The 22,399-nt window shown below is 68.6% G+C and carries 23 protein-coding genes and 2 riboswitches; of the genes, 15 read left to right on the plus strand and 8 right to left on the minus strand.

Features of this window, described 5'->3' with window-relative positions:
- Positions 1–16 precede the first annotated feature (16 nt).
- The 6 genes from A5698_RS29970 (at position 17) to A5698_RS11800 (ending at position 5,587) form a co-directional block, all read left to right on the plus strand.
- The gene (locus tag A5698_RS29970) at positions 17–649 is read left to right on the plus strand and encodes a heparin-binding hemagglutinin (protein WP_068296741.1); all 633 of its coding nucleotides are present in this window, start codon (positions 17–19) and stop codon (positions 647–649) included.
- A gap of 65 nt (positions 650–714) precedes the next feature.
- A complete protein-coding gene (locus A5698_RS11780) occupies positions 715–999 on the plus strand; it encodes a DUF2516 family protein (protein ID WP_067088547.1) in 285 nt (94 codons plus the stop codon).
- Entirely contained in the window at positions 999–1,424 is a 426-nt protein-coding gene (locus A5698_RS11785) for a DUF2599 domain-containing protein (RefSeq protein ID WP_067088546.1), read from the plus strand. Before A5698_RS11780 ends, A5698_RS11785 begins: the two co-directional genes overlap by 1 nt.
- Entirely contained in the window at positions 1,424–2,116 is a 693-nt protein-coding gene (gene deoC / locus A5698_RS11790) for a deoxyribose-phosphate aldolase (protein ID WP_068296745.1), read from the plus strand. The genes A5698_RS11785 and deoC overlap by 1 nt, the downstream gene beginning before the upstream one ends.
- A gap of 334 nt (positions 2,117–2,450) precedes the next feature.
- Positions 2,451–4,079, plus strand: a complete 1,629-nt coding sequence (locus A5698_RS11795; RefSeq protein ID WP_231967386.1) for a S53 family peptidase — start codon at positions 2,451–2,453, stop codon at positions 4,077–4,079.
- Positions 4,080–4,183: 104 nt separating this feature from the next.
- A complete protein-coding gene (locus A5698_RS11800) occupies positions 4,184–5,587 on the plus strand; it encodes a zinc ribbon domain-containing protein (RefSeq protein WP_231967387.1) in 1,404 nt (467 codons plus the stop codon).
- A gap of 3 nt (positions 5,588–5,590) precedes the next feature.
- Here A5698_RS11800 and A5698_RS11805 read toward each other — a convergent pair whose 3' ends face one another.
- From A5698_RS11805 to A5698_RS11815, 3 genes are all read right to left on the minus strand, one after another.
- Positions 5,591–6,541 (minus strand): LmeA family phospholipid-binding protein, encoded by a 951-nt coding sequence (locus A5698_RS11805; RefSeq protein WP_084792410.1) that lies wholly within the window; start codon positions 6,539–6,541, stop codon positions 5,591–5,593.
- The gene (locus A5698_RS11810; RefSeq protein WP_068296751.1) at positions 6,538–7,365 is read right to left on the minus strand and encodes a carbon-nitrogen hydrolase family protein; all 828 of its coding nucleotides are present in this window, start codon (positions 7,363–7,365) and stop codon (positions 6,538–6,540) included. The genes A5698_RS11805 and A5698_RS11810 overlap by 4 nt, the downstream gene beginning before the upstream one ends.
- Before the next feature lie 89 nt (positions 7,366–7,454).
- Positions 7,455–8,597, minus strand: a complete 1,143-nt coding sequence (locus A5698_RS11815) for an agmatinase family protein (protein ID WP_068296805.1) — start codon at positions 8,595–8,597, stop codon at positions 7,455–7,457.
- Between the two features lie 11 nt (positions 8,598–8,608).
- Positions 8,609–8,672: riboswitch (guanidine-III (ykkC-III) riboswitch) on the minus strand.
- A gap of 118 nt (positions 8,673–8,790) precedes the next feature.
- Positions 8,791–8,900, plus strand: a riboswitch (guanidine-I (ykkC/yxkD leader).
- Between the two features lie 23 nt (positions 8,901–8,923).
- On the opposite strand from A5698_RS11815, the gene A5698_RS11820 reads away from it, so the two are divergent.
- Positions 8,924–10,462, plus strand: coding sequence for a high affinity choline transporter 1 (locus A5698_RS11820; RefSeq protein ID WP_068296754.1), 1,539 nt, complete (start codon positions 8,924–8,926; stop codon positions 10,460–10,462).
- Between the two features lie 6 nt (positions 10,463–10,468).
- On the opposite strand, the gene A5698_RS11825 is transcribed toward A5698_RS11820, so the two are convergent.
- Positions 10,469–11,251, minus strand: a complete 783-nt coding sequence (locus A5698_RS11825; RefSeq protein ID WP_067088535.1) for a methylase — start codon at positions 11,249–11,251, stop codon at positions 10,469–10,471.
- A gap of 60 nt (positions 11,252–11,311) precedes the next feature.
- A complete protein-coding gene (locus A5698_RS11830; protein WP_068296758.1) occupies positions 11,312–11,818 on the minus strand; it encodes a DUF2505 domain-containing protein in 507 nt (168 codons plus the stop codon).
- Between the two features lie 26 nt (positions 11,819–11,844).
- Here A5698_RS11830 and A5698_RS11835 point away from each other — a divergent pair, with 26 nt between their 5' ends.
- Both A5698_RS11835 and A5698_RS11840 read left to right on the plus strand, forming a co-directional pair.
- Positions 11,845–12,900: a UDP-N-acetylmuramate dehydrogenase gene (locus A5698_RS11835; protein ID WP_068296761.1), complete on the plus strand. Its 1,056-nt coding sequence runs from the start codon at positions 11,845–11,847 to the stop codon at positions 12,898–12,900.
- Positions 12,901–12,915: 15 nt separating this feature from the next.
- Complete coding sequence (locus A5698_RS11840; protein WP_068296764.1) at positions 12,916–14,217, plus strand: L,D-transpeptidase; 1,302 nt, start codon at positions 12,916–12,918, stop codon at positions 14,215–14,217.
- Between the two features lie 72 nt (positions 14,218–14,289).
- Here A5698_RS11840 and A5698_RS11845 read toward each other — a convergent pair whose 3' ends face one another.
- Positions 14,290–15,048, minus strand: coding sequence for an SDR family oxidoreductase (locus A5698_RS11845; RefSeq protein WP_068296767.1), 759 nt, complete (start codon positions 15,046–15,048; stop codon positions 14,290–14,292).
- Between the two features lie 183 nt (positions 15,049–15,231).
- On the opposite strand from A5698_RS11845, the gene A5698_RS11850 reads away from it, so the two are divergent.
- From A5698_RS11850 to regX, 6 genes are all read left to right on the plus strand, one after another.
- Complete coding sequence (locus tag A5698_RS11850; protein WP_068296770.1) at positions 15,232–16,563, plus strand: ROK family protein; 1,332 nt, start codon at positions 15,232–15,234, stop codon at positions 16,561–16,563.
- Positions 16,564–16,599: 36 nt separating this feature from the next.
- Complete coding sequence (gene mshA, locus A5698_RS11855) at positions 16,600–17,928, plus strand: D-inositol-3-phosphate glycosyltransferase (protein ID WP_068296772.1); 1,329 nt, start codon at positions 16,600–16,602, stop codon at positions 17,926–17,928.
- The gene (locus A5698_RS11860) at positions 17,928–18,437 is read left to right on the plus strand and encodes a type III secretion system chaperone family protein (protein ID WP_067088521.1); all 510 of its coding nucleotides are present in this window, start codon (positions 17,928–17,930) and stop codon (positions 18,435–18,437) included. The genes mshA and A5698_RS11860 overlap by 1 nt, the downstream gene beginning before the upstream one ends.
- A 24-nt stretch (positions 18,438–18,461) precedes the next feature.
- Positions 18,462–19,211 carry a phosphoglyceromutase gene (locus A5698_RS11865; RefSeq protein ID WP_068296778.1) on the plus strand — a complete coding sequence of 250 codons (750 nt, stop codon included), beginning with the start codon at positions 18,462–18,464 and terminating at the stop codon, positions 19,209–19,211.
- Between the two features lie 138 nt (positions 19,212–19,349).
- Positions 19,350–20,534, plus strand: coding sequence for a sensor histidine kinase (locus A5698_RS11870; RefSeq protein ID WP_068296781.1), 1,185 nt, complete (start codon positions 19,350–19,352; stop codon positions 20,532–20,534).
- Complete coding sequence (regX, locus tag A5698_RS11875; RefSeq protein WP_068296784.1) at positions 20,531–21,217, plus strand: two-component sensory transduction protein RegX; 687 nt, start codon at positions 20,531–20,533, stop codon at positions 21,215–21,217. Before A5698_RS11870 ends, regX begins: the two co-directional genes overlap by 4 nt.
- Before the next feature lie 87 nt (positions 21,218–21,304).
- On the opposite strand, the gene A5698_RS11880 is transcribed toward regX, so the two are convergent.
- Together A5698_RS11880 and A5698_RS11885 are read right to left on the minus strand one after the other, a co-directional pair.
- Positions 21,305–21,598, minus strand: coding sequence for a YciI family protein (locus A5698_RS11880; RefSeq protein WP_068296786.1), 294 nt, complete (start codon positions 21,596–21,598; stop codon positions 21,305–21,307).
- The gene (locus A5698_RS11885) at positions 21,595–22,392 is read right to left on the minus strand and encodes a DUF3109 family protein (protein ID WP_084792412.1); all 798 of its coding nucleotides are present in this window, start codon (positions 22,390–22,392) and stop codon (positions 21,595–21,597) included. Before A5698_RS11885 ends, A5698_RS11880 begins: the two co-directional genes overlap by 4 nt.
- Positions 22,393–22,399 lie beyond the last annotated feature (7 nt).

The raw sequence follows: 22,399 nt of genomic DNA on the forward strand, positions 1-22,399 counted from the left end.
TTGAGAAAGGAACACCATGGCCAAGAACACCCCCGCCAAGAACCAGCCCACCGTTGACGACCTGAAGGCGCCGCTGCTTGCCGCCGTCGGCGTGGCGGACCTCGCCCTCGAGCGGGTCAACGAGATCGTCGCGACCCTTCGTGAGCGCGCGGATGACGCCCGCACCGACTCGCGCAGCCGCGTCGAGGAGACCCGTGCGCGCATCGACCGGCTCCAGGAGGACCTGCCGACGCAGTTCGGCGAGCTCCGCGAGCGGCTGAGCTCCGACGAGCTGCGCAAGTTCGCCGAGACCTACGCCGAGGCCGCGCAGACCACCTACAACAAGCTCGTCGAGCGCGGCGAGGCCGCTCTCGAGCGGCTGCGCAGCCAGCCGGGCATCAGCGAGGCCGCCGGCCGCGTCGAGGGGTACACCGACCAGGCCGTCGAGCTGACCCAGGAAGCCCTGGGCAACGTGGCCGCGCAGACCCGTGCCGTCGGTGAGCGCGCCGCCAAGCTGGTGGGCGTCGAGCTGCCGAAGAAGGCCGAGAAGGGCGCCGCGCCGGTGAAGAACACCGCCAAGAAGGCCCCGGCCAAGGCTCCGGCCAAGAAGGCCCCGGCCAAGAAGGCCCCGGCCAAGAAGGCGGCGGCCAAGAAGGTCACCCAGAAGTAAGACTCGACAGCGGGTCTGATGGCCCAAAGTCGACCGAGGGGACGTAACCCGCTTAGTCTTGATGCGTGCAGCTCCAAGGCTTGGTGGGTTACGTCCTCTTCTTCTTGCAGATCGCCGTGCTCGTCACGACGGTCTACGCGTTCGTCCACGCGGCGATGCAGCGGCAGGACGCCTACCCGGCCGCAGACAAGCTGACCAAGCCGGTCTGGCTGGTGATCCTCGGCGTCGCCGGGTTGCTCGCGCTCGTCCTCGGTTCCGTCATGGGCCCCGCCATCGCCGCGGTCGCGTCCGGCGTCTATCTGGTCGACGTCCGTCCCAAGCTGCTCGAGGTCCAGGGGAAGTCCCGGTAGTGCGACGTTTTCTAGCGGTCGCCGTCCTGGCGGCTGGCGTGTTCGCGCCTGCGCTGACGGCCCCGGCGGTTTCGGCCGGCCCCGCGAATCCGACGCTTCCCGCCCCGCCGTTCGTCGACCACGTCGAGTGGGCCAAATGGGGCGACCTGTCCTCTCTACGGGTGTATCCGACACCGGCGGGCCGCCAAGCCTCCGGATTGGCGACTTCCGCTGCGGGCGAACAGGCGTGGGCCGAGGTGCTGGCGCTTTCGCCCGATGCGGACATCCCGGGAATGAAGCCGCAATTCATCTGCCACTGGGAATTCGCCGAGCACTACCAGCCCGGCAAGACCAGCTGGAACCTGGAGCCGTGGCGCCCCGAGGTCCCCTACGACCAGATGGTCGAAACCGGCTGCAACCCCGGCGGGACCGAAGAACCGTTCTGATGGCAGGCGGATATCGACGCGACGAGGTCGCCCGACTGGTCGACCACACACTGCTCAAACCCGAAGCGACCGAAGACGACATCGCCGCGCTCGCTGCGGAGGCCACGGCGCTCGGGGTCTACGCCGTCTGCGTATCGCCGTCGATGGTCTCGATCGCCAAGCGGTCCGGTTCGGCGTCGCAATTGGTGTGCGCGGTGGTCGGATTCCCGTCCGGTAAACACCTTTCGGCCATCAAGGCCGAGGAGGCCCGTCGCGCAGTCGAAGACGGCGCCGGCGAGATCGACATGGTGATCGATGTGGGCGCCGCATTCCACGGTGACTTCGCCGCGGTGCGGGCCGACGTCGAGGCGGTGCGTGCCGCGATCGGCGCCAGCATGACCCTCAAAGTGATTGTCGAATCGGCCGCGTTACTGCAACTGGGGGACGAGCAGACGTTGCTGGCGGCATGCCAGGCCGCCGCGGATGCCGGCGCCGATTTCGTCAAGACCTCCACGGGATTTCACCCCGCGGGCGGTGCTTCGGTGCGTGCCGTGGAATTGATGGCGACGGTCGGACCGCAGGTCAAGGCCAGTGGCGGGATCCGAACCGCGACAGATGCGATCGCGATGCTGGACGCCGGCGCCACGCGCTTGGGGCTGTCGGGGACCAGGGCGGTGCTGGACGGCTGGCCGAAATTCGACCGCGGACAGTAATTTACGCGGTTTGCCGAAATTTGCCGTATGATTGCGGACGCCCCCGACAGGTAAAACCATACGCATCTGCGCACGGGAAACCGTGGATAGGATCTGATCATGATGACCCACACTGGTTTGCTTCGTCGAACACTCGCTGGGGCAGGACTCACTGCGGTGCTCGCTACGGGCGTCTTCACCGCCGGCTGCGCCAAGGAAGAAGAGAAGGCGCCGGAGACGTCGACCACAACGACGACGACCACCACAACCACAACAGCGCCGCCTCCCGCCACTCCGACGGAGAAGGCGCCGCGCATCAATCCCGATGAGCCGAACCCGTTCTCGCCGACGGTCCATGCGCCGCCGGCTCCGGGACCGACGCCCGGTCGACACCGCGGTCCTCACGGCCAGTAAAGGCCGGGCCCCGGCCCTAGTCACCGCCGCGCTGCTGATCGCAGCGACGGGTGCGTGTGCATCGCGCACCCCGGCGGTGATTCCCGGGCCGTACGCGGCCCTGCTTTCGAGCTCGACCGATTTGGGGCCGTCACGTTCGGCGGACGCCCAAGTCACAGTCACGCTCGATGGTCCCGATCGTCCCGCTGCCCTGATGGGCTGGGCCGACGCGCGCAATTTGTGGGTGCGCTGGCGGCCGGGTGACGGATGGGCGATCGTCGAGGGCGGCGCAGGGGATCTCGCGCGCGCATTCTCGGTTCCAGTGCGCGACTACCGGTCCCCGAAGGGTGAAGAGTTCTACGCATCGGCGGAGCAACCGTCGATACCGCCGCAACTGCGTGACGACGTCACCGCCGTCGGCCGGATCATGAGCTACACCCCGTACCGCATGAAGAGGCCCGACGTCGTTCCGCTCGACGTGCCCAAGGGCGGGCTGGCACCCGACGGGCTGCTGTCGGCGTACAACGCAAATCCATTGTCCGACGCCGGCTTCACCGGTAAGGGCGCGACAATCGTCATCTTCGCGTTCGACAGCGTCGAGCAAGCGGACCTCGACCTGTTCGCCGACACGTCGGGTCTACCGCGGTTCACCCCGGAGATCGTCGGCGGCAAGCCGTCCGAAGTGCACGGTGAGACGGCGATGGATCTGCAAGTGGCGCATGCGATTGCGCCCGATGCCCGACTCGTCGTGGTCAACGCCAGGCCGACCGTGGAGGGCGACGGCACGTACGAAAAGCTCGGGAAGCTGTTCGAGCAGGTCGATCGCGACTACCCGGGGGCGGTGTGGAGCCTGTCGATCGGGTGGGGATGCGAGGCGTTCGCCACCGCAGCCGATCTGGCGCCGGTCGAAGCCGCACTGATGGCCGCGCAGCGGCGCGGTACGACGGCGTTCGACGCCAGCGGAGACACTGCCGGTCTGGAATGCAAAGGCGGCGAACGATGGTCGGCCCCGCCTGGGCCGGATGACATCGGTGTCGACGCGGTCGCCTCGCTGCCGACGATGACGTCCGTCGGCGGCACCACGCTGTCGACGGGCACGCGCGGGCAGTGGTTGGGCGAGCACGCATGGGTGGATTCCCCGCTGTCGCAGGGCAGTAGCGGTGGGGTGTCGAAACTGTTCGAGCGGCCGGCGTGGCAGCGGAACCTGAGTGTCGAGCGCGACACCGAGGGCCGCCGTCTGCTTCCCGACGTCGCCGCGGTCGCCGATCCGTTCACCGGTGTGCGGTTCATCTTCGGCCAACGCGAGGTGGTCGGTGGCGGCACGTCGCAGTCGGCCCCGATCTGGGCGGCGCTCACGGTACTGATGAACCAGTACCTGGTGGCCAACGGCGGACGGCCGGTGGGCAACCTGAATCCCCTGCTGTACCAGATGGCTTCGGGGTCGCGACTGCCCGGCTTCCGCGATGTGGGCAAGGGTGGCAACGCCGTCGACCTGGCGATGCCGGGCTACGACCTGGTGACGGGCCTCGGTACTCCGAACACCGAGAACCTCGCCCGCAACCTTCTCGACCTTCAGAAGTCGGCGCGTTGACCGAAGCGCCACCACGTCGCCGGTATCGGTGGCGAAACCCGTTGACGGGCATCCTTTTCCCGAACCTTACGGCCTCGTCGCAAACGACGCTCGGGCTGGCGCTCGTGGGGTATACCGCGCTGCTCGTCGTCCTGGCGGCGCTGCGGTGGCAGGCGCCGCTGATCGCGCTCGCCTCGGTCGGCGTGACATTGGTGTTCGCGTTCTATCCCCGCCAGGCGGGCACCGGCGGTGCTCGGCCGTTGGTGAGGGCCGCCCTGCTCGCCGCGCTCCTCGGTTTCGGGTGGGCGTTGGCCACTGGCAGAATCGTCGCCGAGGCACACGACGTTGCTCTCAGCGGTGGCGAGTTCGACCGCGAGAAGTTGTTGATCGGCACCGTGATACCGGTCGGCGGCGCACTGCTGATGCTGATTCCACCGACACTGCTGCGTATACGGCGGCCGGCGGCCCACACCGCGCTGGACGGCTATGCGATCGGTGCGTTGAGCGCCGTCGTTTTCACGACCGCGGCGACCCTGGTGAGGCTGGCCCCGCAGTTCGTGACGGGCGTCAGGGCCGAAGACCTCTGGGTCAGCGCGCTCATGGTGCAGGCAGGCATCCAGGGCCTCATCCTGCCGCTGACGGCGCTCGCGCTCGGCGGGCTCGTCGGGATCGCGCTGTGGGCGGGCAGACGTCGAGCAGTCGCGGCGAGTGTGGTTGTGACACTGCTGCTTTACGCGATCACCGGCGTCGCCGAGTACGCCCCCGTCCCGCATGTCGTACAGCTGGCCGTGCACGCCGCCGTCGCGGCGGTGGCAATGGCTGCGCTGCGCGTCGTACAGGATTCGGCGGGGGGAGCAGCGGAACCGCGGACGGGCCGAGACGGGCGCGCCCGGGTGTTGGCCACGCTCGGCGTCGGCGCCGTCATCGTGGCCGCGGCCGGTGTCGTGGCGGCCGTGCTGAGCACACCGGACATACCGAAGATCGTGTGCCCACCGGACTGCGGACGGCCACCGATCGGCGAACCCATCGAGTCGAATCCACGCTTCTACGCCGCCGACGGCGCGTTCTCCGTGCAGTACCCGGGCCCGGGCAGCGCGTATGAGGCGACGCTGAACCCCGACGGCGTCGAGCTGGAGTTCACCGGCGGGGACACCGGCACGCTCGAGTTGTTCGGCCTGCCAGCCGACAACCGGACGGCCAAGCAGATCGCCGAGGACCTGATCGACGAGTACTACCCCGACGCCACAACGGAATACGAGATTCCCAACGCGATGGTCGGCTACGAGCCCGGCTACGGCGTCGTCGCCGACGACTATCCACAGGACGCCAGCGGCAGCTTCACCCGGCTCCGGCTGATCGTGATGGTCGCCGTCAAGAACGACTACGCGCTGGTGGCATCGGCGATCGGCCCGTACCGTGCGTTCAGCCCTGACTTCGGTACCGGCCATCCCTCCGGCGCCAACCTGCAACTGGCGATGGATATGGGCAAGTACGTCAACAGTTTCCGGTGGGGCGGCGTCAGCGAGTGACGGTCACAGTGCCGCGAAGCAGGGGTCCTGCTGGCCCTTCGGAATGTCGGCGTTACGCGTCGAGAACCGGCTCTCGACACCCTCGTCGGTGACCTTCACCGAGTCGGCCTTGATGCCCATCGGGTAGTTCTTCGTCAGCTCGGAGGTGAACGCGTCCAGCGCCGGTTGCACGGTCTCACGCGGCAGCGTGAAGCCGAGCCCGGTCAGCGAGATCACCTCCAACGAGATGCCGCCGTCGGCGACCGTCGGCCGCGCCTTGATGCCGCCCAGCGCGCCCTCCAGTTCGATCGTGCCGTCGGACGGGTTGGTCGAGACGCCGGTGACGAACGCGCCGATGATCGGGATGGAGTCGGAGATGGTCCGACGGATGCCGTCGGAGGACCAGTCGATGTCCGCGACGAGGGAGCCGACCGTGCCGCCCGAGGTGGGCGTGTCCTCGAGGCGGACGTCTTGGATGGACAGCTCGACCTTCATGCCCTTGGCGTCGCGGATCTGGTTCCCGGCCGTCTCGATGTGAATGTTCGTGTAGTGGCCGGTCATGTGCTGGATCAGGAACGGCGGCATGACGCCGAACGATGCGCTCGCCTCGTCTTCGACGACGCATGACGTGACACCGGCGACCACCGTGTTCGCGCGGTGGCGGGCATACAGTTCTCCGGCCAGCAAACCGGCCAGCACCAGCGCCACCACGATGACGACCACCAGCACGATCGACAGCGGATCACGCAGCAGGCCCCTGAGCTTGGATTCGGAGCGCGGTGGCTCCTTGGGCCCCTGCGGTCCCTGGGGCCCGGGCGGCGGGGTCTGCCCAGGTGGTGGCCCCTGCGGGGGGAGCCCCTGGTCAGCCGGGGGAGCCTGGCCGTGGTCCGGTGTGGGCACCTGGGCGGGCTGAGTCGGGGGGACCTGGCCCTGTTGCGTCGACGGCTGGTTCGGGCGGGCCCATGGGTCGGTCACGACCGCGATTCTGCCTTACCGCGGCGAGCAAAGTCCGCGCGGTTGCGCAGCACCGCGATTGTCTCGCGTGCCTTGCGCCCGGCATTCAGGTCGATGTCGGTCACCAGCAACTGCGGGTCGTCGCCCGCGCTGGCCAGCACCTCGCCGGTCGGGGACGCCACCAGGCTGCCTCCCACACCGGTCGGGCCCAGCGCCGCGATGTCGGGGTCGGGGCAGCCCTGGTCGACCGCGGCGACGAAGCCTGTCGTGTCGATGGCGCGGGCCCGCGCCAGCAGCGTCCACTGGTCGAGCTTGCCCGGCCCGCTGCCCCACGACGCGTGCACGGTGATCAACTCGGCCCCGCGTTCGGCCAACTCGACGTACAACTCGGGAAAGCGCACGTCGTAGCACAGCGTCAGGCCGACAGACACTGGTCCCGAGCCACCGTCGACGTCGATCAGCACGGGTTCGTGTCCCGGCGCCACGGTCTTGGACTCCGTGAACCCGAATGCGTCGTAGAGGTGGATCTTCTCGTAGTGCGCGTCGACACCGGCGCCGGCGGCGATCAGCGTGTTGACCACGCGTCCGTCGCCCGACGGTACGAACATGCCGGCGACGACGACGATGCCCGCGCGCTCGGCGATGGCCCGCACGCCCGAGGCCCACGGCCCGTCGAGCGGTTCGGCGACCGGCGCGAGCGGCACCCCGAACCGGCACATCGTGGCCTCGGGGAACAACACCATCCGCGCGCCTGCGCCGGCGGCGCGGCGGGTGTAGTCCTCGACCAGCCCGAGGTTCGCCGACGGGTCGGTCCCGCTGAGGATCTGCGCGAGGGCAATCCGCATACGGCCCAGACTACTTTCGCCGCGATTTGTGTGCGTTCTGTTGCGCTCAGCGCTCTACAACGCACACAAATCGCGTCTCGCGTCGGCCGCTACGGGCCCCAGGCCGGCCGGGGCAGCGCCGCCGCCTTGTTGCCCAGCTTCCCGGACCGCACCTGTGCGGCGAGGCTGTCGAGGATCACCCGCGAGCTCATCAGCGCGGTCTGCTCGGCCCAGTCGTACGGCGGCGAACACTCGACAACCTCGATGCCGGCCAGGCCCGGTTCGGAGACCATCTTGACCAGGTTCAGCGCCTCGCGCGGCAACAGGCCGCCGGGCTCCGGCCAACCCGTGCCCGGGACGAATCCGGCGTCGATCACATCGATGTCGAAGGACAGGTACACCGCCTTGGCGTCCTTCCACGCGACCTCGAGCGCCATCTCCGCGATCTTCTCGATGCCGACCCGTTCGACGTCGCCGACGGTGATCACGGTCGACTGACGTTCGCGCCCGACCTTCACGCCGGCGCGTGGGGCCTGCCACCCGCCGATGCCGATCTGCACGAGGTTGGTGGCCGGCGCGTTCTTGATGTTGGTCGCGTGGAACCACGGCGTGGTGCGCATGCGCTCGTCGAGGTCGGTCTCCTGCGTGTCGACGTGGCGGTCGAAGTGGATGATCCCGACGTTGCCGTCCAGATACGGGGCCATTCCGCGGATGGTGGGGAAGCCGATGGAATGGTCGCCGCCCAGCACGACCGGCATGACGCCCTTGCTCACCACGTGCGCCATGGCCTGGCTGATCTGGTCGAAGGATTTCTCCAGATTCCCGGGGATCGTGAACACGTCGCCGATGTCGACCATGTTGAGCTGTTCGCGAAGGTCGACACCCGACTCGTAGTTGTAGGTGCCGAAGAGGTTGGTGGAGCGTCGAATTCCCTGCGGGCCGAAGCGGGTGCCCGGACGGTAGGTGGCGCCGGCGTCGAGGGGAACGCCGAAGATCGCGACCTCGGCGTCGTCGACCTGGTTCACGTCCTCGACGAACGGACACTTGAGGAAGGTGCCACGCTCGCCGGCGAAGTGCGGCAACTCGCCGCGCACGAACGTCGAGATACGGCGGTCGTTGATGGTCGGGGCGGCCTCGAGGCCGAAGGTCAGGCTGCGTTCGATCTCCTCGCGTTCGCGACGGTCGGAGAGCCGGGCCTCGGCCTGTTGCGCCCAGGCGCCTTCGGCGTTGAGGGGCTTATTCTCGTCGGTCATAAGGTGCTCCTCACGCGCCGTCTTGTCGCTGACCGGGTACGGCACACCTCGTCCGGGAAGCCGATGGGCTCCTGCCGCTCATTCTTTTCCGACCCGCCGCGATGCGCCACCCGAATCGCAACAAAGCCGTAACGAGGCGCGCGGTCGGACGTAACAGCCGGGGGTTTCGCTTGTCGGCGACTCACGTTGACCTGTGAGGCGCGTCTAGGGTTCCGCCGCGCACACGGTGTGCGGGCTGGTCCGAGAGACGCAGGCGGCCGCGGCGCAGCGGACGTTCCACGGCGGGACAAAAGCCCGGGAGACTCCATCGCGCATAGGAGCTCCACATGATTCTTCTCGGTGTGGCCGTCAGCATCGTGGTCGTCGTCGCCGTCGGTTTCTACGTGTCCAAACGCATCGAGGGTGACAGCGCGAACTTCCTTGTCGGCGGCCGCATGTTGCCCTACTGGCTGATCGGCGGGGCGTTGATGGGTTCGGCCGTCGACACCAACGCCACGCTCGGCAACACCGACCTGGCCTACGAGTTCGGCTTCTGGGCCGGTGCGAGCCTGCCGCTCGGGCTGGCCCTGTGCCTGACCATCACCGGTGTGTTCTTCGCCAAACCGATGAACCGCATGGGGTTGACGTCGTTTCCCGACTACTACCGGCTCAGATTCGGCCGGTCGGTCGAGGTCGGCGCGTCCGCGTTGCTGGCCGTCGGGTTCTGCATGTTGGTGGCGGGCAACCTGGTCGCGGGTGGCTTCCTGTTCAACTACTTCCTCGGCATGCCGTACTGGCTGGGCGTCGTGCTGATCGCCGGAATCGCGGTGGCCTACACCGGTACCGGCGGGCTGATCGCCGACGCCTACACCGCGATCATCCAGATGTCGCTGATCCTGATCGGCGCCGTCGGCATGCTGGTGTGGATGGCCTCGACGCACACCTTCGAGATCGCCGAGGGCACAGGCCCGTTGGCCCTCGGACAGTTGTCGGACCCGGCGCAGGGTGCGGTGATCAACTGGGCAACGCTGATCGCCCTCGGCATCGGCGACATCGTCGCGATCGACTTCATGCAGCGGGTGTTCGCCGCGAAGTCACCGGCGAGCGCGCGCCGTGCGTGTTTCGTCGCGGCGACGGGTACGGTCGCGATCTGCGTGCCGTTCGGTCTGGTGGTGTTGGCCGCCAAAACGTTCCTGCCCGAAGATCTCGACGGCCCAGTGCTTTTCGTGTTGCTCGGCGAGTACGCCCCGACGGTGCTGACCGTGATCGTGTTGTGTGGGCTCGTCGGCGCGTCGATGAGCACCGCCAACGGGGCGATCCTGGCGATCTCGAACGTCTGCGTGCGCAACCTCGGCGGGATCCGCCGTGTCCACGTCCCCGGTCAGCGCGATCCATTGTTGCGCGCCACCCGCATCGCGATGGTTCCGATGACGGTGTTCTCGATCGCGCTGGCGATCTACGTCAAGCAGACGGGCATCCTGCTGACCCTCGCGTTCGATCTGCTGCTCGCGTGCCTGGTCGTCCCGTTCATCCTCGGGTTGGTGTGGCGGCGGGGCACGACCACCGCGGCGATGGCCGCGAGGGGTGTGGGACTGCTCGTCCGGCTGGTGCTGTTCGTGCTGACCCCGACGATCTACGGTGTCGACAACACGATCCTGTATGTCCAGAACGATCTGGTTCCAGCGAGTTTCGACGGCTGGCCGACGTTCATCGCGTTCGCCGCTTCGATCGTCACCTACGTCGTGGTGTCGCTGATGACCCGGCCCGCGCATCTGCGTGGGCTCGACATCCAGCTGGCCAAGGACGTCGACGACGCGCTCGACGTCACCGCCGAGGAGATCGAACACGGCGTTCCGGCGTTGGCGGGCAACGCCGAAGCGCGGTAGCCCGGGTCAGACCGGCGCGACGGTGGACCACGGCACGGTGAGCACTCCGTCGCGCATGCGGCGGCGCGCCGGAGCCACCGGGAAGCCGTTGTCGCGCAACAGGTCCAACATCGCGCGCCACCGCACCCGTGGGCCGAATACACCATGACCGGCGACGCTGGCCCACGCCCGGTCGGCGGCGGTCAACAGCGCGTGTACGGGCTGACCGTCGACGTTGTGGTGGATCAGCGCCTTCGGCAGCCGTTCGGCGAGGTCGGACGGCCGCTCGATCGCGAACGGATCGCAGGCCAGCGTCAGGCTCACCGGGCCGTCGGCGTCCAGCAGGATCCAGCAGCATCGCCTGCCGAGCTCATCGCAGGTGCCGTCGACGATGAGTCCACCCGGCGCGAGCTGGCGTTGCATCGTCGACCACGCCTCGTGCACCGCGTCGACCGGGTACTGGCGTAACACGTTGAACGCCCGCACTAGCACCGGCCGCATGCCGGCCAGCTCGAAACCGCCGCGGCCGAATCGGATCGCGTCCGTGCCCGCGGCCTGCGCCGCCTGCACGCGGGCGGGGTCGATCTCCAACCCGACGACGCGAATATCGTTGCGCACCACCCGTAATCGCGCCGCAAGCTCCAGCGTCGTCACCGGCAAGGCGCCGTATCCGAGATCGATGACCAGCGGGTCCCCGGCGGCGGCCAGCGTGGCGCGCACCCGCGGCGCGTGGACGAGCCAACGGTCACTGCGGCGCAACCGGTTGTAGCCGGTGGTGCCCCGGGTCAGCTGACCGATGGGCCCGCTCATGGCCCGAGTGTAGGGCCCGCCGGCCCGCGATCTTCGATCCACGCCGAATGACCCCGAGTATCAGGCGTTCTCGGCGATCCACTGCGTGGTGAAGCGTTGTTCGGCGATCAGCAGGTCGACCAGTTGCCCGCCAATGAAGTTCTCGATCTTGCCGCCCACCAACGGAACTCGCACCTCGACCTCGACGGTGAGCTCCAACCGCGAACCGCTGCCCGCAGGCGACAGCACCGCGGTGCCCGTCAGGCTGGCCGGAGCGCCGGGGATCGACCCCTTGACCTTCGCGGTTGCCTTCCCGTCGAGCACCGGGGTCCACGCCTCCTCACGCACGAAGCTCAGGTCCCCGCGGTGGAACTGGGTCACCACACCCGGCAGCCGATCGGCGCGCAGCGTCTGCGTGGTGACCACGTCGATGCCGCCCTGCTCGTCGAGGACCATCGAATCCAGCGAGTACATATCGGCGCCGGAATCGGTGAGCCGCGCGAGCCAATAGCGCTCGTCGCCGAACGCCCGGTGAACCTGCTCGACGGTGCCCCCGTATTCGGCGGCCATGTCGAATGAGCGCGGCATAGCTGGTCAGGCTACCGTTACCGCCCGTGGTCGGTTCGCAACTAGGGGGTGCCTCCGTCGAGGAGCGGGTGCCGCTCGCGCCGTTGACGACGCTGCGGATTGGACCCGTCGCACGCCGGCTGATCAGCTGCGACACCACCCAGAAGGTCATCGACGTGGTTCGCGAGATGGGCCCTGACACCGACGCGCTGGTTCTCGCGGGCGGCTCCAACGTCGTGTTGTCCGACGAGCTGACCGACCTTTCGGTCATTCATCTCGCCAACACCGAGATCACCGTCGACGGCGAGGTGCTGCGCGCCGAGTCCGGTGCGGTCTGGGACGACGTCGTGGTCACCGCGCTGGCGCACGGCCTCGGCGGCCTCGAATGCCTGTCGGGCATCCCCGGCTCCGCGGGCGCCACGCCGGTGCAGAACGTCGGCGCGTACGGCGCCGAGGTGGCCGACACCATCCGGCGGGTGCGGCTGCTGGACCGTCGTACCGGAGAGGACCGCTGGGTTGCGCCCGATGCACTGGGGTTCGGCTACCGCACCAGCGTCCTCAAACATGCGCACGATGCGATCGTGCTCGAGGTCGAGTTCACATTGGACCCCGGAGGGCGCAGCGCGCCACTGCGCTACCGGGAACTGGCCACCGCGCTGGGCGCCGAACAGGGCACCCGCGCCGATCCGCTCGAGGTTCGCGACGCGGTGCTGGCCCTGCGGTCGAGCAAGGGCATGGTGCTCGACGCGGACGACCACGACACCTGGAGCGTGGGCTCGTTCTTCACCAACCCCGTCGTCCCCGCCGCGGAATTCGACCGGCTGCGCGCCTCCTTCGACGGGCCGGTGCCCAACTATCCGGCGCTCGACGGCGTCAAGCTCGCGGCGGGCTGGCTGGTCGAACAGGCCGGCTTCGGTAAGGGCTATCCGGGCGACGGCGCCGCCGCCCGGCTGTCGACAAAGCACGCCCTGGCGCTGACCAACCGCGGCGCGGCCACCACCGCCGACGTGATCGCGCTGGCCAGGACGGTACGTGACGGAGTCCGAATGAAGTTCGGGATCGACCTCACACCCGAGCCGGTCCTGGTCGGGTGCTCGCTGTAGGTACGCTCGGTTCACGTGAGTACTCCCGAACCCCAACCGCCGGGGTTCAATCGGCGGCGCGCCCTTGCCGCACTGGCGGTCGGCGTCGTCGCGCCGGGCGTGCTGGCCGCGTGCACGTCGAGAAAAGACGGCTCGCCTGCGGCGCAATCCGACGAAGCGCCCGACGCCCCTTCGCTGAAGTTCACGCCCGACAACGACGCCTCCGACGTCGCGCCGACCGACCGTGTTCGGGTTCAGGTCGTCGACGGCTGGTTCCAGCGGGTCACGCTGACCAACTCCAACGGAAAGGTCGTCGCCGGTTCGCTCAACCGCGACCGCACCGAGTTCACGATCACCGAACCGCTCGGCTACGGCGTCGAGTACACGTGGAAGGGATCGGCGGTCGGCCGCGACGGCAAAGCGGTGCCCGTCGAAGGCTCGTTCTCGACCGTCGATCCCAGCACCCAGGTGAACGGCAGCTTCCAGCTCGCCGACGGCCAGGTCGTCGGGGTGGCGGCGCCGATCATCATCCAATTCGACGCGTCGATCAGCGACAAAGCCGCGGTCGAGAAGGCGCTCAAGGTCACCACCGATCCGCAGGTGGAGGGCAGCTGGGCGTGGCTGCCCGACGAGGTCGGCGGATCGCGCGTGCACTACCGCACCCGTGAGTACTATCCGCCGGGCACCAAGGTCAGCGTCGACGCGAAGCTCTACGGCGTGCCGTTCGGCGACGGCGCGTACGGCGCGCAAGACATCTCGTTGCACATCGAGATCGGCCGCCGCCAGGTGGTCAAGGCCGAGGCGTCGTCGCACCGCATCCAGGTGCTCGACGGCGCCGGCGCAGTGATCATGGACTTCCCGTGCAGTTACGGCGAGGGCGACGTCGACCGCAACGTCACCCGCAGCGGCGTCCACGTCGTGACCGAGAAGTACGAAGACTTCTACATGACCAATCCGGCGGCCGGCTACGCCAACATCCGCGAGCGGTACGCCGTGCGGATCTCCAACAACGGCGAGTTCATCCACGCCAACCCGGCCAGTTCCGGGGCGCAGGGCAACAGCAACGTCACCAACGGCTGCATCAACCTGTCGACCGAGGACGCTCAGCAGTACTTCAACACCGCGATGTACGGCGATCCCGTCGAGGTCACCGGTACGCGCATCGAGCTCTCCTACGCCGACGGCGACATCTGGGACTGGGCCGTGCCGTGGGACGAGTGGAAGGCGATGTCGGCGCTGTCGGACGCGAACGCGCCGGACATCCCGAGCACCGCGCCCGCGACGCCGTCCGGCGCACCGGAGCCGGTGAACGGCCGCCCGCCCCGCCCCGGCCGCTAGTGTGCGCTCAGATCGGGAAACCGGCCCAGCGGCCACCGAATCGCGATCTGGATGCACACCAGACGACGAAGCTCAGGTGCGGCGGTTGAACCGCGATCCGCTGGCCCCGCTGACCTGATCGCGCGGCCGGACCACGATCAGGTCGAGGTCGACGTGCGACGGCCGGCTCGCGACGAACCCGATGATCTCGGCGACGTCCTCGGCCAGCAGTGGAGTGACGCCCTCGTAGACCTTGGCGGCACGCTCCTCGTCACCTTCGAACCGGTTCAGCGAGAAGTCGGTCTTCACCATGCCGGGCGCAACTTCGGTGAGCCGCACCGGTTTTCCGAGCAGCTCGCTGCGCAGCGTGCGGTGCAGCACGCCCTGCGCATGCTTGGCGGAGGTGTACCCGCCGCCGTTGTCGTAGATCTCCACCGCCGCGATCGACGTGACTGTCACGATCAGCCCGTCGCCGGACGCGATCAGCATCGGTAGCAGCGCGCGGGTCACCAGCAGCGTGCCGAGCACGTTGGACTCCCACATCCAACGCCAGTGCTCGACGTCGGCCTCGACGACCGGGTCGAGACCGCGGGCCCCGCCGGCGTTGTTGACCAGCACGTCGACCCGGTCCACGGCCGCTGCTAGCGCCGATACCGCCTCTTGCGATGTGACGTCCGCCACAATCGCGGTACCGCCGATTTCCGCCGCGAGGGCCTTGATGGGGGCTTCCCGACGGGCCACGCAGACGACGTGAAAGCCTTGTGCAGCAAGGGTTCTCGCGGTCGCTTCACCGATCCCGGCGCTGGCGCCGGTGACCACCGCGACACGACCGTCGGCCTGGAAAGTCGTCATCTCCCCAACCTTAGTTGGCGTGCTAAATTCACCTCGTGTTGTCCAGTCAGGCCTGTATGCGGCGTGCGTGTTGTCGCACGCCTCGCCGCGCCTGACTGTTTCGTAGACGACATCGCTGTCCTGCTGAATCGCCGGGTGTGGCTCGAAGACCCCCCAGGCCGATTTTCCTCAAAGGACAAGCAGATGCGCACTTCCGTCACCACCACCCTCCCCGCCAAGAGCCCTGTGCGCAGCGGCCCGCACGCCAAGCGCGCGCTGTCGCCCGCGACGCCGCGGTTCCCGCAGGCCCGCACTCGGATCGTCGCGCCGTCGCTGAAGGTCGCCGACGCCGCCGCCGCCTCGGTGTTCAGCGCCGCCCGGCTGCGCGGACCCATCGCCCGTGACGTGATCGCCCAGGTCACCGGCCTGAGCATCGCGACCGTCAACCGCCAAGTCACCGCGCTGCTCGAGGCCGGCGTGCTGCGGGAACGCGCCGACCTCGCGGTCTCCGGCGCGATCGGCAGGCCGCGAGTGCCCGTCGAGGTGAACCACGAGCCGTTCCTCACGCTCGGCATCCACATCGGCGCGAAGACCACCAGCATCGTCGCCACCGACCTGTTCGGCCGCACCCTCGACGTGGTCGAGACACCGACCCCGCGGGGCACGCAGGCCGCGGCGCTGGCCTCGCTGGCCGCCAGCGCCCGCCGCTACCTGAGCCGCTGGCATCGTCGCCGTCCGCTGTGGGTCGGAATCGCGGCCGGCGGCGTCGTCGACAGCGCGACCGGTTACCTCGACCACCCCCGGCTGGGATGGACGGATGCACCGGTCGGACCCGTGCTCGCCGAAGCGCTCGGACTGCCGGTGTCGGTCGCCTCGCACGTCGACGCGATGGCGGGCGCCGAACTCCTGCTCGGGGTGCGCAGGCCGCCGTCGTGGCCGGACGCGCTGCTGGCCCCCGCCGGCACCAGCCTGTACGTCTACGCCCGTGAGACCGTCGGCTACGCGCTGTCGATCGGCGGCCGGGTGCACTCACCGAGCAGCGGCCCCGGCACCATCGCCGGGCTGCCCGCCCACTCCGAATTGCTCGGTGGCACCGGACAATTGGAGTCCACCGTCAGCGACGAGGCGGTGCTGACCGCCGCCCGCAAGTCGCGCATCATCGCGGTCGAGGGTCCGGGTTCGACCATGCAGGCACTGCTCAAGACGGCGCGCCAGGGCAACGGACCGGCGCAGGAACTGCTCGCCGAGCGCGCTCGCGTGCTGGGGGAGGCGGTCGCACTGCTGCGCGACATGCTCAACCCCGACGATCTGGTGGTCGGCGGCCAGGCCTTCACCGAGTACCCGGAGGGCATGGCCGCCGTGGAGGCCGCGTTCGCGCAGCGTTCGGTGATGCCCGCCCGCGAGATCCGACTCACCGCGTTCGGCAACCGCGTGCAGGAGGCCGGCGCCGGCGTGGTGTCGCTCGGCGGGCTGTACGCCGACCCGATCGGCGCCATGCGGCGCGCCCAGCCGCGCAGGCCCGAAGCAACGGCCTGACGGGGCCCCTTCCGCCGACGGTGTAGACATGTCTGTGTGCGCCTAGCGACGGATCCGCCCCGCTTCGATGCCGCCGGACTGCCGGTCCCGAGGCGCGTCGCCGTGCTCTCGGTGCACACGTCGCCGCTGGCCCAGCCCGGAACCGGTGACGCGGGCGGAATGAACGTCTACGTGCTCCAGAGTGCTCTGCAGATGGCCCGCCGCGGCGTCGAGGTGGAGATCTTCACCCGTGCAACGTCGTCGGCCGACCAACCGATCGTGCGGGTCGCACCCGGTGTGCTGGTGCGCAACGTGGTTGCCGGGCCGTTCGAGGGGCTCGACAAATACGACCTGCCCACCCAGCTGTGCGCGTTCACCGCGGGGGTGTTGCGGGCCGAGGCCACCCACGAACCCGGCTACTACGACGTCGTCCATTCGCACTACTGGCTGTCCGGTCAGGTCGGCTGGCTGGCCCGCGACCGCTGGGCGGTGCCGCTGGTGCACACCGCGCATACGCTGGCCGCGGTCAAGAACGCCGCTCTCGCCGAGGGCGACTCACCCGAGCCTCCGCTGCGCGCGGTCGGCGAGCAGCAGGTGGTCGACGAGGCCGACCGGTTGATCGTCAACACCGAACATGAAGCGCAGCAACTCATTTCGGTTCACCACGCCGACCCGGCGAGGATTGATGTGGTGCATCCGGGCGTCGACCTCGAGACCTTCACACCCGGGGATCGTAACGCCGCGCGCGCCGCGCTGGGACTCGACCCCGACGAGCAGATCGTCGCGTTCGTCGGCCGCATCCAACCGCTGAAGGCGCCCGACATCGCGCTGCGCGCCGCCGCCAAACTGCCGGGCGTGCGCGTGCTCGTGGCGGGCGGCCCGTCGGGCAGCGGGCTGCAGGCCCCCGACGGGCTGGTTCGACTGGCCGCGGATCTGGGTATCTCGGACCGCGTGACGTTCCTGCCGCCCCAGTCGCGCGAGCAACTCGTGAACGTGTACCGGGCCGCCGACCTGGTGGCCGTGCCCAGCTATTCGGAGTCCTTCGGCCTGGTCGCGATCGAAGCCCAGGCGTGTGGAACACCGGTGGTGGCCGCCGCGGTCGGCGGCCTGCCGGTCGCGGTGCGCGACGGTGTGACCGGGACGCTGGTCGACGGGCACGACGACGGCGACTGGGCGCACGCGATCGGCGATCTGCTGCAGCGCGCCGATGACCTTCGGCCCGCAGCCGTCGCGCATGCCGCCACGTTCTCGTGGGCTCGCACTGTCGACGCGCTGCTGGCCAGTTACGGGCACGCGATGGCCGACTACCGGGGCCGTCATCAGCTGCGCGACGGCGCACGCCGCACCGGCCGGCGATTCGCGAGGCGGCGGGGGGTGCGCGCCTGATGAGCACCGACGCAGCGAAGGTCATCGAGCAGGCGTGCAAGGAGAACGACCTCGTCTGCACGTACCACGAAGGCGCACACGGCGGGTTGCCCGGCATCATCGTCGAACTTCCCGGCGAGCGTCGCCTCAAGACTAACACCATCCTGTCGATCGGCGAGCACTCGGTGCGGATCGAGGCGTTCGTCTGCCGCAAACCCGACGAGAACCACGAGGGCGTCTACCGGTTCCTGCTCAAGCGCAACCGGCGCCTGTACGGCGTGGCGTACACGCTCGACAACGTCGGCGACATCTATCTCGTCGGCCGGATGTCGCTGGAATCGGTGACGTCCGACGAGGTCGACCGGATCCTCGGCCAGGTGCTCGAAGCCGTCGACAGCGACTTCAACACCTTGCTGGAGTTGGGTTTTCGCTCGTCGATCCAGAAGGAGTGGGAGTGGCGGGTGTCGCGCGGCGAGTCGCTGAAGAACCTGCAGGCGTTCGCCCACCTCATCGACGACGAGGACGACTGACCGACCTCCGATAGGCTTCGGCGCATGGGTGACTGCACGCTGATCCTGCTCCGCCACGGCGAGAGCGAATGGAACGAGAAGAACCTGTTCACCGGATGGGTCGACGTCGACCTCACCGAGAAGGGCCGCGCCGAAGCCGTGCGCGCCGGTGAACTGATCAAAGAACTCGACCGCCAACCCGATGTGCTTTACACCTCGCTGCTGCGCCGCGCGATCACGACCGCGAACCTGGCGCTGGACACTGCCGACCGGCACTGGATCCCCGTGCACCGCGACTGGCGGCTCAACGAGCGGCACTACGGCGCGCTGCAGGGTCTGAACAAGGCCGAGACCAAGGAGAAGTACGGCGAGGAGCAGTTCATGGCGTGGCGACGCAGCTACGACACGCCGCCGCCGCCGATCGAAGAGGGCAGCACCTACACCCAGGACGGCGACCCCCGCTATGCCGACGTGCCCGGCGGCCCGCCACGCACCGAATGCCTCAAGGACGTCGTCGAGCGGTTCGTGCCGTACTACACCTCGACCATCGAACCGGACCTGCGGGCCGGCAAGACGGTGCTGATCGCCGCGCACGGCAACTCGCTGCGCGCGCTGGTCAAACACCTCGACGGCATGTCCGACGAGGACGTCGTCGGGCTCAACATCCCGACCGGCATCCCGCTGCGCTACGACCTGGACTCCGATCTGAAGCCGACGATCGTCGGCGGCACCTACCTCGATCCCGAGGCCGCGGCCGCCGGCGCCGCCGCGGTCGCGTCGCAGGGCGCCAAGTAAGCACCGCTGCGCGCGACGGCGAACGGACGGTTAACGGGGAAGGACGAGAGGCCGAATTTCCGTCTTTCCGTCTGTGACTTGTCCCGGTTTGGTCGCACGCTGCTGGGATGACGTTCACCCGATGCGTACGATTTTCGCGTGAGTGTCGTCTCGGCACTGCTGCTGGCAGCGGTGGTCGCACTGCTCGCTCTGGCGACCGGTGTCGCGCTCGGGGCGCAACTGAGGCCCCGTCTCATGGACCGCCGGCAGCGCCGCGCCACCGCGCAGACCGGCATCACCGTCTCGCAGATGCTGTCCCACATCGCATCGCGCGCGCCCACCGGAATCGTCGTGGTCGACCACTTCCGTGACGTCGTATACGCCAACGACCGGGCCCGCGAGCTGGGCCTGGTGCGCGACCGCCTGCTCGACGATCGCGCGTGGCGGGCCGCCGAACGCACGCTGGCCACCGGCGAGCCGGTCGACGTCGACCTGGCGGCCGACAAGCGGGCCACCCCCGGCCGCTCCGGCCTGTCGGTGCGGGGACACGTCCAGCTGCTGACCGACCAGGACCGCCGCTTCGCGGTCGTCTACGTCGACGACCACTCCGAGTACGCCCGCATGGAGGCCACCCGTCGGGACTTCGTCGCCAACGTCAGCCACGAGCTCAAGACGCCGGTCGGCGCGATGGGCGTGCTGGCTGAGGCGCTGCTCGCATCGTCCGACGACTCGGAAACCGTGCGCCGGTTCGCCGAGAAGATGGTCGCGGAGTCCAACCGGCTGGCCAACATGATCGGCGAGCTGATCGAGCTATCCCGGCTGCAGGGCGCGGAACGGCTGCCCGACTTGACTGCGGTCGACGTCGACACCGTGGTGTCCGAGGCGCTGTCGCGGCACAAGGTGCCCGCCGACAACGCCGACATCAAGATCACCACCGACGCCCCGACCGGTTTTCGCGCCCTCGGAGATCAGGCGCTGCTGGTCACCGCCATCGCGAACCTGGTCTCCAACGCGATCGCCTACTCACCGCACGGATCGTCGGTGTCGATCAGCCGCAGGCGCCGCGGGGACGACATCGAGATCGCCGTGACCGACCGCGGGATCGGCATCGCCCGCGAGGACCAGGAGCGGGTGTTCGAGCGATTTTTCCGCGTCGACAAGGCGCGGTCCCGGGCCACCGGCGGCACCGGGCTCGGGTTGGCCATCGTCAAACACGTGGCGGCCAACCACAACGGAAGCATCCGGCTGTGGAGTCAGCCGGGAACGGGATCGACGTTCACCCTGTCGATTCCGGCCTATCCCGATCACGGATCGGACGAACGAGAGGACCAGCGAGACCAATGACCAGTGTGCTGATCGTGGAGGACGAGGAGTCCTTGGCCGATCCCCTGGCCTACCTTCTTCGCAAAGAGGGCTTCGAAGCCACCATCGTCACCGACGGACCGGCGGCCCTGGCCGAATTCGAGCGCTCCGGCGCCGACATCGTGCTGCTCGACCTGATGCTGCCCGGGATGAGCGGCACCGACGTGTGCCGTCAATTACGTTCGCGCTCAAGCGTTCCGGTGATCATGGTGACCGCCCGCGACAGCGAGATCGACAAGGTCGTCGGGCTCGAACTCGGCGCCGACGACTACGTCACCAAGCCGTACTCGGCCCGCGAACTCATCGCCCGCATCCGCGCGGTGTTGCGGCGCGGCGCCGACAACGAGGACGCCGGAATCGGCGACGGCGTGCTGGAGGCTGGACCCGTCCGGATGGACGTCGAACGCCACGTCGTTTCGGTGAATGGAGAGCCGGTCACGTTGCCGCTCAAGGAGTTCGACCTGCTCGAGTACCTGATGCGCAACAGCGGGCGGGTGCTGACCCGCGGCCAGTTGATCGACCGCGTGTGGGGTGCCGATTACGTCGGTGACACGAAAACCCTTGACGTCCATGTGAAGCGGCTGCGATCCAAGATCGAGGCCGATCCGGCCAACCCCGTGCACCTGGTCACGGTCCGCGGTCTCGGCTACAAACTCGAGGGCTGAGTTCCTTCGCGAGCAGACGCGTAACTGCCCCAATTTCCGCGAAAATGGGCAGGTTTGCGTCTGTTCGCGAATGAAAGGAGCGCGCCGTCAACCCGTGGTGCCGCCCATGATCTCGAGGACGTCGAACGTGTTGACGCCCGCGGTGACCGACGGGTCGCGCTCGGCGATCGCGAGCACCTCGGCGCGGTCGGCGGCGCGCAGCACGCCCAGTCCCCACACGCCTTCTGGATCGGCGACCGGCCCGTAGACGACGACACGGCCGTCGGCCAGAAGCTGCTGCCAGTACGCCTGATGGTCGGCCATGGCCTGCTGTTCGTCGGGCGTCATGGTCTGCGCGAAATCCGCGCGCGGCGGAATCAGTCGGAACAGGAAGAGGCTCATCCGGCCAGGCGGGTCGCGGGATGTACGGCGATGAGCCCTAACCCGCTGCGCCGCTTGCACATTGCCGCCAACTCCGCGTACGCCTTCTCGCCGAGCAGCTCGGTGAGCTCGGGGCCGTAGGACTCCCAGACCGGCTTGGCGCCGACGTGCGCGTTCGGATCGCCGGTGCAGTACCAGTGCAGATCGGCGCCGCCTTCGCCCCAACCGCGACGGTCGTATTCGGTGATCCAGGTCTTGAGGATCTCCGTCCCGTCGGGCCGCTCCACCCACTCCTGGGTGCGGCGGATCGGCAGCTGCCAGCACACGTCGGGCTTCATGGTCAGCGGTTCGACGCCGAGCTTGAGCGCCTTGCTGTGCAGCGCACAACCGATGCCGCCGGCGAAGCCGGGCCGGTTGAGGAAGATGCAGGCGCCCTTGTACTTCCGGGTCCGCAGGTTGGGCTTGTCGTCGTACTCGTCCATCTCGAGGTAGCCCTTTTTGCCGAGCCCCTTCTCGCGGAACTGCCAGTCCTCGTCGGTCAGCGTCTTGACCGCGTCGTCGAGGCGGGCGATGTCGTCGTCGTCGGACATGAACGCCCCGTGCGAACAGCATCCGTCGTCCGGGCGTCCCTCGACCGTGCCCTTGCACGCGGGCGTTCCGAAAACGCATGTCCACCGGGAGAGCAGCCATGTCAGATCGGCGGCGATCAAATGCTCGGGATTGTCGGGGTCATAGAACTCGACCCACTCACGGGCGAAATCGAGTTCGACCTCTCCACGGTGCGGTGCAGTCACAATTCCCAACGGTAGACCCATTAAGTTG

The sequence above is a fragment of the Mycobacterium sp. E136 genome (genome assembly GCF_001666865.1).
GTDB lineage: Bacteria > Actinomycetota > Actinomycetes > Mycobacteriales > Mycobacteriaceae > Mycobacterium.